At 62.3% G+C, this 17,291-nt stretch carries 11 protein-coding genes and 1 tRNA gene; 7 read left to right on the top strand and 5 right to left on the bottom strand.

The window, feature by feature from the left end:
- Positions 1-78: 78 nt before the first annotated feature.
- The 3 genes from ABD919_RS01685 (at position 79) to ABD919_RS01675 (ending at position 8,477) form a co-directional block, all read left to right on the top strand.
- Entirely contained in the window at positions 79-5,271 is a 5,193-nt protein-coding gene (locus ABD919_RS01685) for a translocation/assembly module TamB domain-containing protein (protein WP_345233212.1), read from the top strand.
- Between the two features lie 124 nt (positions 5,272-5,395).
- On the top strand, positions 5,396-7,714 hold the full coding sequence (gene tamL / locus ABD919_RS01680; RefSeq protein ID WP_345233211.1) for a translocation and assembly module lipoprotein TamL: 2,319 nt from the start codon (positions 5,396-5,398) through the stop codon (positions 7,712-7,714).
- A gap of 82 nt (positions 7,715-7,796) precedes the next feature.
- Positions 7,797-8,477, top strand: a complete 681-nt coding sequence (locus ABD919_RS01675) for a porin family protein (protein WP_345233209.1) — start codon at positions 7,797-7,799, stop codon at positions 8,475-8,477.
- A gap of 165 nt (positions 8,478-8,642) precedes the next feature.
- Here ABD919_RS01675 and ABD919_RS01670 read toward each other — a convergent pair whose 3' ends face one another.
- Positions 8,643-9,821, bottom strand: coding sequence for a hypothetical protein (locus ABD919_RS01670; protein ID WP_345233207.1), 1,179 nt, complete (start codon positions 9,819-9,821; stop codon positions 8,643-8,645).
- Positions 9,822-9,987: 166 nt separating this feature from the next.
- The gene (locus ABD919_RS01665; RefSeq protein ID WP_345233204.1) at positions 9,988-10,182 is read right to left on the bottom strand and encodes a hypothetical protein; all 195 of its coding nucleotides are present in this window, start codon (positions 10,180-10,182) and stop codon (positions 9,988-9,990) included.
- A gap of 378 nt (positions 10,183-10,560) precedes the next feature.
- Here ABD919_RS01665 and ABD919_RS01660 point away from each other — a divergent pair, with 378 nt between their 5' ends.
- Positions 10,561-11,151: a murein L,D-transpeptidase catalytic domain-containing protein gene (locus ABD919_RS01660; protein WP_345233202.1), complete on the top strand. Its 591-nt coding sequence runs from the start codon at positions 10,561-10,563 to the stop codon at positions 11,149-11,151.
- A gap of 172 nt (positions 11,152-11,323) precedes the next feature.
- Here the strand turns inward: ABD919_RS01660 and ABD919_RS01655 are convergent.
- Positions 11,324-11,401, bottom strand: a tRNA-Val gene (locus ABD919_RS01655).
- 249 nt (positions 11,402-11,650) lie between these two features.
- Here ABD919_RS01655 and ABD919_RS01650 point away from each other — a divergent pair.
- On the top strand, positions 11,651-12,535 hold the full coding sequence (locus ABD919_RS01650; protein ID WP_345233200.1) for a TerB family tellurite resistance protein: 885 nt from the start codon (positions 11,651-11,653) through the stop codon (positions 12,533-12,535).
- Positions 12,536-12,756: 221 nt separating this feature from the next.
- On the opposite strand, the gene ABD919_RS01645 is transcribed toward ABD919_RS01650, so the two are convergent.
- Both ABD919_RS01645 and ABD919_RS01640 read right to left on the bottom strand, forming a co-directional pair.
- Positions 12,757-13,878, bottom strand: a complete 1,122-nt coding sequence (locus ABD919_RS01645) for a mechanosensitive ion channel family protein (RefSeq protein ID WP_345233198.1) — start codon at positions 13,876-13,878, stop codon at positions 12,757-12,759.
- 53 nt (positions 13,879-13,931) lie between these two features.
- The gene (locus ABD919_RS01640; protein ID WP_345233197.1) at positions 13,932-15,191 is read right to left on the bottom strand and encodes an ABC transporter permease; all 1,260 of its coding nucleotides are present in this window, start codon (positions 15,189-15,191) and stop codon (positions 13,932-13,934) included.
- A 202-nt stretch (positions 15,192-15,393) separates the two neighbouring features.
- Here ABD919_RS01640 and queA point away from each other — a divergent pair, with 202 nt between their 5' ends.
- Both queA and ABD919_RS01630 read left to right on the top strand, forming a co-directional pair.
- Positions 15,394-16,443: a tRNA preQ1(34) S-adenosylmethionine ribosyltransferase-isomerase QueA gene (gene queA, locus ABD919_RS01635; protein ID WP_345233195.1), complete on the top strand. Its 1,050-nt coding sequence runs from the start codon at positions 15,394-15,396 to the stop codon at positions 16,441-16,443.
- A gap of 103 nt (positions 16,444-16,546) precedes the next feature.
- The gene (locus ABD919_RS01630; RefSeq protein WP_345233193.1) at positions 16,547-17,257 is read left to right on the top strand and encodes a 2-C-methyl-D-erythritol 4-phosphate cytidylyltransferase; all 711 of its coding nucleotides are present in this window, start codon (positions 16,547-16,549) and stop codon (positions 17,255-17,257) included.
- Positions 17,258-17,291: the final 34 nt, after the last annotated feature.

Genomic DNA, 17,291 nt, shown 5'->3' with positions numbered 1-17,291 from the left:
GGAAGACGCTCAACCTCACCCCCGCGTTTTTCGTTGGGAGAGGGCTATTCGATTGTTCCGCTGAATCCTCCTACTACTTTGCCTACCTTTCTCCGCCGCACGCTTTACGTTCTGTTTGGGTTAATCGGGCTGGTGCTGCTGCTGCTCATCGTGGCAGTGGTGGCGCTGCAGTTTCCCGGCACCCAGGACCTGGTGGCCCGCAAGGCCGAGGGCTACCTGCGCGACAAGCTGGGCACGGAGGTGCGCATCGGAAAATTCCGCACCGACTTCCGCCACGCCATCAACCTCGACGGGGTGTACCTCGAAGACCAGCAGCGCGATACGCTGCTGAGCGTTGGCCACCTGGGCGTGAGCATCGACCTCTGGGCCCTCACCAAAAGCCAGATTAACATCTCGGAAGTAGAGCTTAACGACGGCCGCGTGCGCCTGACCCGCACCGAGCCCGACTCAGTCAACAACTACGACTTTATCATCAAGGCCTTCACCGACCCCACGGCGCCGGTCGATACCACTTCGGCGGGCTTTAAGTACGATATCGGCCAGCTGCGCCTCACCAACATCTACTTCACCCAGGCCGACCAGGTGACGGGCTCCGACCTGCGCGCCCGCCTCGGCGAGCTCACCGTGAACATGGACGAGGTGGACGTGGACAACTCCATCTATAAGGTGGACAACGCCGTGCTGCGCAACGCCGCCGTGGCCATGGTGCAAACCAAAACTGCCCCCGAAGTAGAGAAGCCGGGCCCGGAGGAGCCCCTCACGGTGCAGTTTGGCCTCAACAAGGCCACCCTGGAAAACGTGGGCTTCACCTACCGCAACACCCCGGCAGCCCAGTTCATCAGCACCAAAGTGGGCCTGGCCGACGTGACGGCTCGCAACATCGACCTGCAGAAGGCCCGCGTCGACCTCGACAAGCTGACCCTGAAAAACACCACCTTCGCCTACGCCCAGAACGAGAACGTACCCGTGGAGCAGCGCGTGGTGAACCCCGCCGAAGCGGTGCGCAAGCTGGATGAGGCCACCGAGAAAGCCAGCGCCCAGCCCCTGAAGTGGCGCGTGACGCTGAACGAGTCCGACATCAGCGGGCTGGACGTGAAGTTCGACAACTTCAACGAGCCCAAGCAGCGCACCCGCATTCCGGCCCTGGACTACAACCACCTGCATTTTACCGACCTGGTGCTGAACACCCGCGACTTTTCCTTCTCGGAAAACCGCACCACCGCCAAGGTCGACAACCTGGCCGGCAAGGAGCAGAGCGGCTTCCGCGTCGACCGCTGGCGGGCCAACGTGGTGTACGACTCGGTGCAGATTCGCCTCGACAGCCTCGACCTGGTGACGCCGCACACCCGCATCCGGCGCACCCTGGCCATTGGCTTTGAAAGCCTGGCCGGCATTGCCGACAACGTAAAGGACCTCAAGATTGAAGGCGACCTGCGCGACGTGCGCCTGGGCTTCCGCGACATTCTGTACCTGGCCCCCGACCTGGCCGGCACCCCGCCCTTCAACACCGGCCCCAACCAGAGCGTGCTCATCAGCGGGCTGGTGAACGGCCGCGTGGGCGACTTCCGGGTGCGCAACCTCGAGTTTGTGGGCCTGCGCAATACCCAGCTGCGCGCCAGCGGCCGCATTCAGGGCCTGCCCAACGTGGACGCGCGCTTGTTTGCCGACCTCGACATTCAGCGCTTCACCACCACCGAAGCCGACCTGAAAAGCGTGCTGCCCCGTGGCACCATCCCGGCCAACATCAACCTGCCGGCCAGCATGAGCGTGGCCGGCACCTTCCGCGGCCGCCCCACGGCCATGAACTTCGACACCAACCTGCGCCTGAGCTCGTCGTACGGCGACGCCACGGCCGTCGTAAACATGGAGCCCGGCCCCAAAGGCCAGGAGCCGGTGAAAGCCAGCTTCGCCCTGCAGAACTTCAACCTGGGCAAGCTGCTGACCAACCCGCAGCTGGGCCGGGTGACGGCCACCGGCCAGCTGAACGCCCGCGGCCTCGACCCGGCCCAGATGCGCGGGCAGCTGGTGGCCACGGTGCAGCGCGCCGAGTACCAGGGCTACACCTACCGCAACGTCAAAGCCAACGTCGACATCGACCGCAACCGCTACGACATTGCCGTGAACACCAAGGGTGACCCCAACCTCGACCTCGACCTGAAGGCCGTGGTGAACCTGCGCGACCCCAACAACCCCAGCTACGAAGTCACCTCCCTGAACCTGCGCGGCGCCAACCTCGCAGCCCTGGGCTTCGCCACCGGCGACCTGCGCGTGCAGGGCGACCTGAAAGCCAACCTGCGCGGCTCCGACCTGAACTCGCTGAACGGCACCTTCTCCGGCAACCGCATTGTGATTGTGAAAGACGGTAAGCCCTTCGCCCTCGACTCCCTGAACGGGCGCATCGTGCAGGTACCCGGCCGCACCGAGCTGGACGTCACTTCCACCGGCGTAATAGCCCGCCTGCGCGGCAACATCCGCCTGGGCGACATTGCCGGCGAGATTCAGCGCCACATCGACCGCTACTTCGACCTGCCCGGGGTGCAGTACGTGGCCAACGCCGCCGACCGGCAGTTTACCTACTCGCTCCGGCTGCGCGACCCGCGCCTGGTTACCAACCTCGTGCCCGACCTGAAGAGCATCTCGCCCTTCACCCTGGCCGGGGCCTACGACAGCCGCGCGGCCAGCCTTACGGCCCAGACCAGCATTCCGCTTATTAAGTACCAGACGTACGTGCTCGACTCGCTGCGGCTCGACGTAGGCTCCGACCCGCAGAAGCTGGATTACGCCCTGCGCCTGCGCCAGGCCCGGCAGGATACCTCCATGCGCCTGCCCTACCCGCGCCTGGCCGGTAGCGTGGCCAACAACCGCGTGGGCACCCGCCTGCAGATTGGCCAGCCCAAAGGCCCCGAAAAGCTGGATTTGGCGGGTGTGCTCCAGGTAATCAACCGGGGCGAAGCCTATGCGTTCAGCTTCGACCCCAAGCTGGTGCTGAACGACATGGCCTGGACCGTGGCCCCCAGCAACGAGCTGCGCTACACCATGAAAACCGGGGCCATCCGGGCCGAAAACGTGCGCCTCAGCCAGGGCAGCCAGCTCATTGAGCTGCAAACTCTGCCCGGCGCCGAGTACCCGCTGCAGGCCCGACTGGCCAACCTTGACCTGAACATGCTGGCCCGTGCCGCCGGTCAGACCGACTCCCTCATCGGCGGCACCCTCAACGGCCAGGCCGTGGTGCGCAGCCTCGGCCAGCCCCGCATGGCCTTCACCTCCGACCTCACCCTCAACGGCCTGGCTTACCAGAAAACCGTGCTGGGCGACCTGGCCCTGCAGGCTACTAACCCCAGCGCCGACCGTTACCAGGTGGATGCCCGCCTCACCGGCGGCCCCAACAACAACGACGTGCGCGTGAACGGCTTCTACCTGGCCAACGGCGCCCTGAACATGACGGCTAACGTGAGCCGCTTCTACCTGGGCACGGTGCAGCCCTTCACGCTCGGGCAGCTCAAGGAGATGGGCGGCTTCCTCAGCGGGCAGCTGGCCATTGGCGGCACCACGGCCGCCCCGCAGATTATCGGCCAGCTCAACACCCAGGATGCCGGCTTCACCGTCACGCAGCTCGGGGCACCCTACCGCCTGCCCAACCAAAGCCTCACCCTCGACAACCAGGGCCTGCGCCTCGACAACCTCACCATCCTGGACTCGCTGGGCAACAAGGCCGTGGTGAACGGCTACCTCTACACCAAAAACTACGTCGACTACCGCTTCGACATGCGGGCCGTGACCAAGGACTTCCTGGCCGTGCAAAGCACAGCCGCCGACAACCCCCTCTACTACGGCAAGCTGATTGTCGACTCCGACACGCGCATCACCGGCACGCTGCTGCTGCCCATCGTGCGCACCACAGCCACGGTAAAAGAAGGCTCCGACCTCACGGTGGTGTCGCCGGCCGAAGACCCCGTGACGGTGGAGCGGGAAGGCATTGTGGAGTTCGTGGACATGAGCCTGCCGCTCGACTCCCTGCTGGCCCGGCAGATGCCCAAGGACACGGCCGAAACCGTGAGCGGCTACGACGTGGCCGCCACCGTTACCGTCACCGAAGCCACGCCCTTCACCATCATCATCGACCCGGCTTCGGGCGACAATCTGAAAGTGCGGGCCAACGGCACCCTGAACACGGCCATCGACCAGACCGGCAACATCACCCTCAGCGGCCGCGTGGACGTAGCCAAGGGGCAGTACCGCCTCTCGCTCTATGACCTGGTGGAGCGGGAGTTCGACATTGCCCCGGGCAGCTACATCATCTGGAGCGGCGACCCGTTCAATGCCGACATCAACGTGGCCGCTATCTACAAGGTGAAGGCCCCGCCGGCCGAGCTGCTCTCGGCCCAGGGCCTCACCAACGACAACCTGGCCACCATCGGCCGCAACCAGCTGCCTTTCCGCGTGTACCTCAACGTGACCGGGCAGCTGCTCAAGCCCACTATTGCCTTCGACATTCAGCTGCCCGAGGAGTCGCGCACCGAGCTGCGCTCCCAGATTGAAGCCCGCCTCTCGCAGCTGCGCCAGCCCAGCCAGACCACCGAGCTCAACAAGCAGGTGTTCTCCCTGCTGGTGCTGAACCGCTTCATGGCCGACGACCCTTTCCAGAGCAGTGGCGGCAGCTTCGTGAATGCCCAGCTGCGCGGCAGCGCCAGCCAGGTGCTCACCCAGCAGCTGCAGAACCTCACCGGCAGCTACCTCTCCAACCTGGGCGTGGAGCTGGGCGTGAACTCCTACGCCGACTACACCTCCGGCTCGGAGCAAACCCGCACCGACCTGAACGTGGCCGTGCGCCGGCAGCTGCTCAACAACCGCCTCACCGTGCGCCTGGGCACCGACGTGCCCCTGGCCGGGGGCGGTGGCAGCGGCGGTGGCGCCAACCAGGCCAGCCAGGGCCAGGCCGGCGGCGTCAGCCAGTTTGCCGGCGACGTGAGCGTGGAGTACAACATCCTCGCCAACGGCCGCCTGCGCCTGCGCGCCTTCCGCAACAATGCCTACGGCGACATCGACGGGCAGTACGTGCGCACCGGCGCCTCCCTCATCTTCCAGCGCGACTACCGCGACCTGGCCGAGCTGTTCCGCGGCATCGACAAGGACGTGAAAGAGGAGCGCCGCGAAAACCGCAAGCGCGAGAAAGAAGAAAAGAAGGTAGCCCAGGACTCGGTGCAGGCCGTGGCCCAGGAGCGCCGCGACACCATCCGTAGCGGGGCGCCACCGTCGGCCGCCGGGCGCTAGCACTGATTGAAGACGTGAGACATGAGACGTTAGACATGAGAAAGGTTTGGCTCAAGAACATTTCTAACGTCTCATGTCTAACGTCTCATGTCTAATTAAAAAAATCTTACCCCTTTCCATTACCGTGTCTTTTCCCTTACCCCTTACTCCTTCCCTTCGCACGGCCGGCCTTCGCGGACTCGCGGCGGGCGCCCTGCTGCTGATTTCGGCCTGCAGCGGCACCCGCTACATTCCTGAAAAGGAAAAGCTGTACACGGGCAGCACGGTGAAGCTGGAGTCGAAGAGCTCCATCCCCAACGAGGCCAGCCTGCAAACCGAGCTGGAAGCCGTGATTACGCCCAAGCCCAACGGCTCCTTTCTGGGCATGCGCCCCAAGCTGTACTTCTGGAGCCTGGGCCGCAACAAAACCAAGGGCCTGGGCCACTTCCTGGCCGACCGCTTCGGCGAAAAGCCCGTGCTGCTCAGCCAGGTCGACACCACCAAGGTAAAGGGCCTGATGACCAATCGCCTCTACAACAACGGCTACTTCAAGCCCGTGGTGCACAGCAAGGTGGAAACCAAGGGCCGCACCGCCCGCGTCGACTACAACGCCGCCGTGGGCCGCCCCTACCTTATCAAGAAGATTCAGTTTCCCGACCGCGACACGCTCATCGACCGCGACATCCGGGCCACCCAGGGCGAAAGCCTGCTCAAGGTGGGCGAGCCCTACAGCCTGAAGAACTTCACCGCCGAGCGGGTGCGCATCGATGCCATCCTGAAGAACAAAGGCTACTACGAGTTTGCGCCCGACTACCTGCTGTTTCAGGTCGACAGCACCGAGCACAACCAGGTGGATGTGTACCTGCGGGTGAAAGCCTCGGCCCCGCCCCGGGCTACCCGCCCCTACGTGCTCGACCGCGTGACGCTGAATACCGACTACCGGCTGGAGGATACCACCACCAACCAGCGGCCCATCCTCTACCAGGGCTACCGCTACTACCCCGATGAGAAGATGTTCAAGGCCAAGGCCATCACCAACGCCGTGTTCATCTACCCCGACAGCCTGTACCGCCGCCGCCGCTCCGACCAGACGCTGAGCCGCCTCATGAGCCTGGGCACCTTCAAGTTTGTGGACCTGAAGTTCCGGCCCTCCACCGCGCCCGACTCGGGCAAGTACGGCAAGCTCGATGCCCTGGTGCGCATGACGCAGGTGCCGAAAAAGTCGCTGCGGGCCGAGGTAATGCTGGTGAGCAAGTCCAACGGCTTTGTGGGGCCCGGTGTGCGGGTGCAGTTCCGCAACCGCTCGGCCCTGCGCGGGGCCGAGCAGCTGCTGGTGAACGTAGTGGGCACCTTCGAAAACCAAACCCGCTCCGGCTCCAACATCATCGGCCTCACCTCCTACGAGCTGGGCGTGGATGCCCAGCTGCTGGTGCCCCGCCTGATTGCGCCCAACCTACCCCTGCTCGACGTAACGCTGCCCAACTCCGACTTCCAGCCGCGCACCACCTTCGGGGCCGGCTACCGCTACGTGGAGCGGCGCGGTGCCTTTCAGGAAGACCTGTTCCACCTCAACTACGGCTACACCTGGAAAACCAGGATTACCAACGAGCAGGAGCTGCGGCCCGTCGACCTGCAGTACATCCGTCTGCGCAGCGTATCGGAAGAGTTCCAGGGCCTGCTCAACGAGAACATGTTCCTGGCCAACAGCTTCCGCCAGCAGTTTATCCTGGGCAGCAGCTACCGCTACACCTACAACCAGCAGGTGCTGGAGCAGCGCCGCAACCAGATTTTCTTCAGCGGCGGCCTGGAGCTGTCGGGCAACCTGGCCTACCTGCTGCAAAGCCTGAGCGGTGCATCCACCAACGAGCGGGGCAAACACAGCTTGTTTGGCCAGGAGTACTCGCAGTATACCAAGGTCGACCTGGAGCTGCGCAACTACTTCCGCATCTCGCCCCTGCCCACCAGCGGCAATAAAATTGCCACCCGCCTGCTCATCGGGGCCGGCATGCCCTACAAAAACTCGGAGGTGCTGCCCTACCTCAAGCAGTACGGCATTGGCGGGCCCAACAGCGTGCGGGCGTTTCCGGCCCGCGGCATCGGCCCCGGCACCTACCGGCCCGTCACCAACGAGCAGGCGCGCACCACCTTCTACGACCAGGTGGGCGACCTGCGCTTCGAAGGCAACCTGGAGTACCGCCAGGACCTGATGCCCTACTTCAAAGGCGCCCTGTTTGTGGATGCCGGCAACATCTGGCTGGTGAACGACGACCCCACCCGCCCCGGCGGCAAGTTCAGCGCCGGCTCCTTCCTGAAAGAGCTGGCCGTGGGTGCCGGCGCCGGCCTGCGCATCGACGTGCAGTTCTTTGTCATTCGCTTCGACTATGCCATCCCGGTGAAGGCACCCTATGGCGCCCCCGAAGACAAGACCGGCCGCCTCAACCTGGCCATCGGCTACCCCTTCTAGCCCGTTCGCGGGTGGCTTGGCCCGGGCAAGGGCTGTGCGCTAACTTTGCGTAACACTGCCCCCGTGGCGTTTGCCCCCATTTATGAAATCTGCTGCTTACCTGCTGGCCCTGCTGGGCACTGCCGCCACCGCCACCGCCCAAACCACCGACGTTCCTGCCACCGCTCCTGCGGCCGAAGCGCCGGCGACTGCTGCTAAAGCGAGCAGCCAGCGCGTAGCCTTCGGCCTGAAGGCCGGCGCTACGTACAGCAGCTTCCGGGGCAGCGACGCAACGGCTTACCGCGCCCAATACAAGCCCGGCTTCCTGGGCGGCCTCACCGCCACCCTGGACCTGGGCGAAACCGTGTCGCTCCACCCCGAGGTGCTGTACGTGCGCAAAGGCTCCAACTTCGAAGCCGACGTGCGCAACCGCGACCTGAGCTACCTCGACGTGCCCTTGCTGGTTCGCTACTCGCCCATGGGTAGCTTCGGCGCCAAAGGGGCCTTTCTGGAGGCCGGCCCGCAGGCCAGCTTGCTGCTCTCGGCCAAAAACAAGGCCGGCGATGATGTGAAGTCGGAGTTTAACACCCTCACCTATGGCTTTGTATTCGGCGCCGGCTACCAGCTGGCTTCCGGCCTCTCGCTGGGCCTGCGCTACGAGGTAGGCATTGCCGATGCCTACCAGCCCCTGCCCCGCAACGTCTCGCAGGGCCGCGGCGAATACCAGCAAAACGCCAAGAACGACGTATTCTCCCTGTTGCTGGGCTATTCGTTCAGCCTCTAGAAAGGCCGGATGTAAGCGGGTTGTCAGTTGACAGTTGTCAGTTGTCAGGATGTTCTGGAGTCAGCATTATCGGAACGAACTGACAACTGACAACTGACAACTGACAACTGACAACTGACAACTGACAACTAAGAAATCGAAGGGCATCTCGATTCCAAGCTTTCCCTACTTAATCACCGGGCAGCGCTCAAACTCGCGGGTTTCGTCGAACAGCTTGCGGTAGGTGGCGTGGGTCTTGCAGATTTTGGCACCGATGGAGCGCATGGTCGCCATCATGCGGGGGTTGAAGTCGCCAATCCAGTTCATCTCGATGTTGGTGTAGCCCGCCCCCTGCAGCGCCTGCTGAGCATACACCAGCATCACCGAGTCGACGCCCTTGCCCTGGTGCTCGGGCACCACGCCGTATATCACGCCAAACATCTTCTTGGGGCGCCGCCGCTGGTAGCGCCAGCGCTCCCACACAAAGCGCAGCTTGCCCCACCAGTTCAGGCGCGGCCCCACGTGCTTGAGAATCTGGTTCAACTCGGGCAGACTGATGAAGAAAGCCACTGGTTCGTCGTTGTAATAAGCAAACCAAAGCAGGCGCTCGTCCAGCACGGGCTTCATCTGCTTCACTAGGCGGCGGGCCTGGTCGGGCTCCATGGGCTTCACGCCCGAGTGCTTGCCCCAGGCCAGGTTGTACACGTGCAGAAACTCCTGTGCCAGGCGCTCGGGGTTGCCTTTGCTGGCATGGGCAAAGCGGTAGGCCGGCTGCTCGGTGGCAAAGGCCGCGGCCCGCTTGGCAAAGCTGGGGTGCAAGGGAGTGGCCACTTCCCGGGCGCAGGTGTATTGCTTGAAGTACACCTGAAAGCCATAGCGCTCAAACAGCCGCTGGTAGTAGGGCGGGTGCCAGAACATGCCGTAGTTGGGCTCCAGCTCGAAGCCGGCTATCTGCAGGCCCCAGAACCGGTCCCGCTCGCCAAAATTTACCGGGCCATCCATGGCCTGCAGCCCGCGGGCCGCCAGCCAGGCGCGGGCAGCATCAAATAGCTGGCTGGCCGCGTCCTGGTCATCAATGCACTCAAAAAACCCCAGTCCGCCGGTCGGCAGGCTGGGGTCGGTTACGGTAGGCAGGTCGCGGTTCAGAAAGGCCGCCACCCGGCCAATGGCCTGGCCGGCCTCGTTGGTGAGTACCCAGCGAATGGCTTCGCCGTTGGCAAAGTATGGGTTGCTGGCCGGGTCGAATACCGCCTCGATATCGGCCACAAAAGGGCCGATGTACGCGGCCTGCCCACGGTGCAGCCGGGCCGGCAGGTCCTGAAACATACCCGCCAGCCGGGCATCAACAACTTCAAGCAATGGCATGCAAAAGAAAGGCTAAATACCGGGCCCTCCCCTACCGGGAAAGCCCCTGGAAAGCCCTTTGTAACCGCAAAGAAAGCGGTATTGGCCGCTTGGGTCGTATAACCTGCCAGCTGGCCCGTAGTTCGTCGGTGCGCGCTGCAGGTAGCCGAGGCGGTTTCCGCCCGCACTACTTCGACCGGCCCAGGCCCATGCGGGTAAACCCGTTCATGCTCTTGTTGGGCTGCATATGCTGGGGCATAAATTCCTGGTCCGACTCTCCCGGCATCATATCCAGGGGAGTAACCTGATTGTTGCTGCGGCGAACCATGTCCACGATTTTCTGGTCGGCCTTGCGCTCGTGATTTTTGCCGGAGGTATTCATAGCACGAAAGTTTAGGGTGAAGCCGGGCCGCAGCACCTGCTGCAGCTGGTACTGCCTCATACGGCTACTGTCTTTAACCATCCGAAAAACCAGTCGCTTACTATTCAAAATACGCTTTTCTACGGATGGGCTTGCATCAATTACGCACGAGCTCCTAAGTAGAAACTTGCACGACCAATCGCTTGCCATGCAGCGGTCATTGCTCCAGCTCTTTATGGCAGAACCAGAGCTTTAGGAGCATACCCACCTGCTCAACGCTTGCTTTCCTTACCATAAACGGCCACATTTCGCTTTATTCAAGGCCATTCTCGCCGGCCTCCCCGGTACATGGGCATTACTGCCGTGCTCATCAGGCTGCCATCAACTGCTACCCAACCCATGCCCCAGCCGGTCTCCTTCACCCGCTTTGCTATAGCCACCGTGAGCTGCCTGCTGCTCGGCAGCTGCCATACCGAGCCGAAGCCCCGCCCGCAGCCAGAAGAAGCGCTGCTGATGCGCGGCCGCAGCGCACTGAAGCCGCACCTGAAACAGGGGGTTAACCGCGACATTGCCTTCTTCGTGGACCTTACCCGCCCGTCGGGTCAGAACCGCTTCTTCGTGCTTGACTTGCGGCACAACCAGGTGCTGGCCCAGGGCTTGTGCTGCAACGGCCGTACCGACGCACAAGGGCGCGTGCTCTACTCCAATACGTACGGCTCCAACTGCAGCTCACACGGCGCGGCCAAGGTATCTTACCGCTACCGCGGGCAGTTCGGCAAAGCCTACAAGCTGGAAGGCCTGGAGCAAAGCAACAGCAACCTTTTCAAGCGGGCCGTGGTGCTTCACGCGCACAGCTGCATACCCGAAGCACCCCAGCAAGCGCCCATCTGCGTGAGCGAAGGCTGCCCCACGGTAAGCCCGGCTTTCCTGGAAACGCTCGCCGCATACATCGACCACAGCGCACAGCCCATTCTGCTGTACATCGAGTAGCCCGGTACCCTACCCACCCGCTGCTAAGCCAGGCCGGGGCCTCGGAACCCTTTCTTCTCCGGCTCTCAACACCCACCCTTGGCCGGGAAAGCACCAGGCCCCGCAGTGCCCAGGATACCAGTAGCTGCTAAGAAAAAAGCCGCTTCATCGTACGATGAAGCGGCTTTTTCGGTGGTGGGAGATGTAGGGTTCGAACCTACGACCCTCTGCTTGTAAGGCAGATGCTCTGAACCAGCTGAGCTAATCTCCCGTGGTGTTGTTCCCGTTTGGGATTGCAAAGATGGGAGACGGTTTTTTATTCACCAAACAAATTTTGGTTTTTCCCCCTCAAATCTCAGGAGGCGCCGCCCATTTTCCGGCTAACAAATTCATTTTCACCGGCAGAAATTTTTCAATTTTTTTTCAAAAAAGCGGGCCATAGCATCCCCCAAGCCCAGCAACGTATTCGGCCCGGCTCCGTTTAGCACAGCTACTATTCCACCCTAACCCTTCTTTTCACATGGAGACCCAGATTCTTCAAAACTATTCGGAAGCCGAAAAAACGGCCTACCTGAGCGCCATTGCCAGCCTGGCTACGGCCGACCGCCAAGCCACGGGCCCCGAAACAGAGTTCCTGCAGGCCCTGGCGCAGCAGGCCGGCCTCTCCCCTGGCGCCGCCCAGCAGGTTCTAAATGCCGCCCACAGCTCCACTAACGAAAGCATTCAGCAGCACCTCGATACGCTTAAGAACAGCGACCTGCGCTTTTCCCTCGTTACCGACCTCATCAGCTTCGCCCGCGCCGATGGCTCCTACGCCAACGATGAGGAGGCCATGATTACCAAGATGTCGGCCTACCTCGGCATCAACCCCCAGCAGCAGCAAACCCTGGAAAAGGTGGTCGACCAGGCCGCTACCGTGGCCCACAACCCCCAGGACCCGGCCAAGCAGGGCTTTTTTGATGGTATGGCCGACAAGCTCTCCAGCGTGGGCATCCCCAAGTCGGCCCTCATGGCCGGCCTGCTCGGGGTAGTTGCCCCCATGGTCATCTCCCGAGTGATGGGCGGCGGCCAGAGCCGCGGCATGGGCGGCATGGGCGGCATGATGGGCGGCATGATGAACAGCGGCATGGGCGGCCTGCTAGGCGGCGCAGCCCAAAGCGGCATGGGCGGCCTGCTCGGGGGCCTGCTCGGCGGCGGCATGCTCGGCGGCCTCATGGATGGTGGCCACAACCTGCCCCAGCAGGGCTCCCACATCGGCAGAGGCGGCCTGGGCTCCATGATGTCGGTGCTGGGTGGGCTAGGCGGCCGGCCCGGTACCCAGCCCCGCAGCGCGGGCGGCTCAGGACTGGGCGGCCTCATGGGCGGCGGCATGGGCAGCCTGCTAGGCGGCCTGTTCGGGCGCTAAACTGTCTGAACCACGGATTGACACGGATTTTTCGGATTACACGGATTCTGGACCGCAGATTGACGCAGATTTAACGGATTTCACAGATTCGAAAGTCCAGTCATCAGCAAACAACACAAGAAATGGTCACTGCTCCTGCTGCAGTGGCCATTTTCCTTTTGATGTAAGAACAGGCGGAATTGAATCCGTTCTTATCTGTTAAATCTGCGCAAATCTGCGGTTCAGACCTTTTCCATTCGTTGGGTGGCGAAGCAGCCGCCTTGCCGCTCCACTACTTCGATGATGCAGTAGTTCAGGTCTTCCTTCACGTTGAGGTATTCGTCGTAGCTGGTGGTTTCCACGAAATACTGCACGGTCACCTCCTTGCCGAAGGGCGTCAGGGCGTTGAATTTCATCTGTACATCTGCGGTTACCAGCGCGTGCTCCTTCATCAGGGCCACAGCCTCGTCGATGATGGCGTGGAGCTGGGCGCTGGTGGTAGCCTGGTCGAACAGCAGCGTGAAGCCCACGCGGCGGGCCGTGCGCAGCGACAGGTTGTCGAGGGGCTTGTCAATCATGCTTTTGTTGGGCACCGTCACGTAGCTGCGCTCGGCCGTGCGCAGGCGGGTGCTGCGAAAGCCGATTTTCTCTACCGTGCCGTTCACCTCCCCCACCTTCACCAGGTCGCCTACCCCGAATGGCTGGTCGAGGAAGATGGTAAACGAGGCAATGAGGTTTTCCAGGCTTTCCTTGGCGGCAAAGGCCACGGCCAGCCCCCCGATGCCCAGGCCGCCAATCAGGGCCGTCACGTTCACGGCAAACACCTCGCCCAGCATTATCATAAAGCCCAGGATAATGACCAGCACCTTCAGCAGGTCCTTGGCAAATGGCAGAAACTGGCTGTCGAGCCGGGTGGTGCCGGGATGGTTTGCGTGGGTGTAGGCCGTGCGGCGCTGCACCACCAGCAGGGCAAAGTCGACCAGCCGCAGCACCACCCAGGTAATGGTGCTGATGATGGCAATCAGAAACAGCTTGTGCAGCGCCACCACCGGCCAGGGCTGAAAGCCGGCCGGTGCATCGGGCGGCACGGGGTAGGTAAGCAGCCCAAACGCGAAGTACAGCGTGAGCAGAAAAAAGATAGTGCTCAGGGGCTTGATGAGCAGGCTGTGCAGCTCGTCCTCGGTTACGCCGGCCGTGTAGCGCTTGGTAAGCTGAAAAATGCCTTTGCTTAGCAGCCGCGACAAAAGCCGCCGCAGGGCCGCACCCATCACAATGGCCAGCGCGGCCAGCACGTACTGCACAATTTCATTGCCCAGCAGCCGCTCGTGCATAAACGGCGGCACGTACATCGAGAAGTCTACCATAATGTCGGTTTTCAGCGCCGGCAGTGCCCGGGCGGCCCCGGAGGCCCCAGGCCCTACTTGGCGCGAATGGCAATTACCGGGTCCATGTTGGCGGCGATGATGGCCGGAATAATGCCCGCCAGCACCCCAATGACCACTGAGACGAGTAAGCCAAACGCAATGTTACCGGCCGACAAGTAAAGGGGCAGCGCATCCTGGGGAATAAGGGTAATCAGCCAGACCAGGAAAATACCGGCTCCGCCCCCAATCAGGCAAAGGAATATGGCCTCGAACAGGAACTGGAACAGGATGAAATAGTTCTTGGCTCCCAGCGACTTCTGAATGCCGATGATGTTGGTGCGCTCCCGCACCGACACGAACATGATGTTGGCAATGCCGAAGCCTCCCACCAAAATGGCAAACGAGCCGATGATAGCACCCACCGCGCCTACGATGCTGAAAAACTTCCCGATGGCATCGGCAATCATCTCCGGGCGGTTCAGGGCGAAGTTGTCTTCCTGCCGGGGCTTGAGGCCGCGGATGTGCCGCATCACGCCCTGCATCTCGTACTCCAGGTCGAGCAGGCCCGGGTCTTCGTCGCGGCCTTTCACGGCTATCATGGGGCTGGGGCCGCCCATGCCGGAGGTGCTCAGGGCATAGAGCTTGGTAAACATACCAAAGGGTATCAGGCAGTTGGCGTCGTTGCTGGGGGTGTCGAGCATTTTTTTGCCTTCCTTTTCCAACACGCCCACCACCAGAAACTTCTGCCCGTGGGCTTTGAACTCGCGCCCCACGGCATTGCCCTCGGGAAACAGGTTTTCGGCAATGGTGGCCCCAATAATGGCCACGGGCCGCGCCGCCTCCACTTCCTGGGCGGTGAAGTAGCGCCCGGCCACAATGGGCACGTTGCTCACCACCCGGTACTCGAAGCTGATGCCCTGCAGGGAGCAGTCGGATATGGAGTTGGAGCCCGCTTTTAAGGTGTTGCCGCCTTTGTTGACGAAAATGGCTACGCCTTTGTGGTTGGGGCCCAGCTGCCGCTGCAGCTCGTGAAACTCACGCACCGTGGGCACGGGCCGGTTGAAGTACTTCCACCAGGGGCTGCTGGGGTCGAAGTTCCAGGGCCACTTGCCCACGTAAATCACCTTGTCGCCCACAAAGTCCATGCTGCGCCGGATGCTGCGCTCCAGCGAATCGACCACCGTGAACACGGCAATGATGGCAAAGATGCCCACCGTGACGCCCAGCAGCGACAGGATGGTGCGCAGCAGGTTGCTCTTGAGGGCATCCCAGGCAAAACGGAAGCTTTCGAAGGTGAGGCGCAGGGCATTCATGGCAGCAGCAGAGAAATGTGGTCGTGCAAAGGTCGGCCGGATTTGCCGATGCGCCGCATCCGGCACCCGGCCCGACAGCAGTAACCGGCAATTCCCATCAAATCAGGCCGGGAGCAAGATTTTTTACCATTGTGGCGGAAAAAGCCGTACTTTTGCCTCCCCAAAATTCTGTATCTTACCCAAAATACTGCCCAGTATGGCCATGAAACTGTCTGAGTTCAAGTTCGAACTCCCCGAGGAACTTATAGCTCTGCACCCGGCCAAGAACCGCGACGAAAGCCGCCTGATGGTGGTAAACCGCGCCACCGGCACCATTGAGCACCGCGGGTTTAAGGACATCCTCGAGTACTTCAACGAGGGCGACGTGCTGGTCCTCAACGATACCAAGGTATTTCCCGCCCGGCTGTACGGCAACAAAGAAAAGACCGGCGCCAAGATTGAAGTGTTCCTGCTGCGCGAGCTGAACAAGGAGCTGCGCCTCTGGGACGTGCTGGTAGACCCCGCCCGCAAAATCCGGGTAGGCAACAAGCTCTACTTCGGCGAGTCCGACATGGTAGCCGAGGTGATTGACAACACCACCTCCCGTGGCCGCACCATCAAGTTCCTGTTCGACGGCACCGACGAGGAGTTCCGCAAAGCCCTGTACGAGCTGGGCGAAACCCCCATTCCCAAGGAGGTTATCAACCGCGAAACCGAGCCCGCCGACAAGGAGCGCTACCAGACCATCTACGCCCAGCACATTGGCGCCGTAGCGGCCCCCTCGGCTGGCCTGCACTTCACCCGCGAGGTACTGAAGCGCATGGAAATCAAGGGCATCGACACGACGGCGGTAACGCTGCACGTGGGCCTGGGCACCTTCCGCAACGTAGACGTGGAAGACCTGACCAAGCACAAGATGGACTCCGAGAACTTCATCGTGCGCGAAGAAGCCTGCGCCGTGGTCAACAAAGCCCTGGATGGTAAAAAGCGCGTGTGCGCCGTGGGTACCACCACCATCCGGGCCATGGAAGCTTCGGTATCGGCCAACAGCCGCATGAAGCCCACCCAGGGCTGGATTGACCGCTTCATCTTCCCGCCCCACGACTTCAAGATTGCCAACGCCCTGCTCACTAACTTCCACATGCCGGAGAGCACGCTCATCATGCTGGCCGCCGCCTTCACCGGCTACCCCCTGCTGATGGAAGCTTACAAGCAGGCCATCAAGGAGAAGTACAAGTTCTTCAGCTACGGCGACGCGATGCTGATTCTGTAATGAGGTGATGAGGTGATAAAATGAAAAGCCCGGCCACTCTTCAGTGGCCGGGCTTTTTGTGGTTTAGTCCGTTCTTGCTTGTTCTAACAACCGCTGCTTGCCTGTGTCCTCATCCCTTCCTCACTCCATCACCTCATCACCTCCCCGCTTTGCCATTCTCGTAGCCGGAGGCAGCGGCACCCGCATGGGCGCCGGGCAGCCCAAGCAGTTTCTGCTGCTGCGCGGCGAGCCCGTGCTGCTGCACACGCTGCGCCGCTTTGCCGACCCGGCCCTGCAGCTAGCGGAAATCGTGCTGGTACTGCCCGCCGACCAGCTGGAAACCTGGCAGTACCTCTGCCGGGCATACGCCATCGATATTCCTCACACCCTGGTAACCGGTGGCGCTACCCGCTGGGCCTCGGTGAAAGCCGGGCTGCAAGCCCTGCAGCCCCACCCCCAGGGCCTGGTGGCCGTGCACGACGGCGTGCGCCCTCTCGTGAGCCCCGCCGTGATTGAGCGCACCTATGCCGCTGCCGCCACGCACGCCGCGGCCGCCGCCGCCGTGCTGCCCAAGGACTCGGTGCGCACGCTGTCGCAGCACGGCTCCTCCTCCCTGAACCGGCAGCGCCTGCGCCTGATGCAAACCCCGCAGACCTTCGAAATTGACCTGCTGCGCCGGGCCTACACCATGCCCGAACTGCCCACCTTCACCGACGACGCCACCGTAGTCGACGACCTGTGCCGCGTGCAGCTGGTAGAAGGCGACTACCGCAACCTGAAAATCACCACGCCCGAAGACTTGCTCCTGGCCGAAGCCTTACTGGTCAATGGGTGAATGGTGGAATGAGTGAATGGGTGAATGAGGCAAG

The sequence above is a fragment of the Hymenobacter saemangeumensis genome (assembly GCF_039541835.1).
Classification (GTDB): Bacteria; Bacteroidota; Bacteroidia; order Cytophagales; family Hymenobacteraceae; genus Hymenobacter; species Hymenobacter saemangeumensis.
Note: the sequence above shows the minus strand (reverse complement) of the source record. Positions and strands in the feature narration are given on the sequence as shown.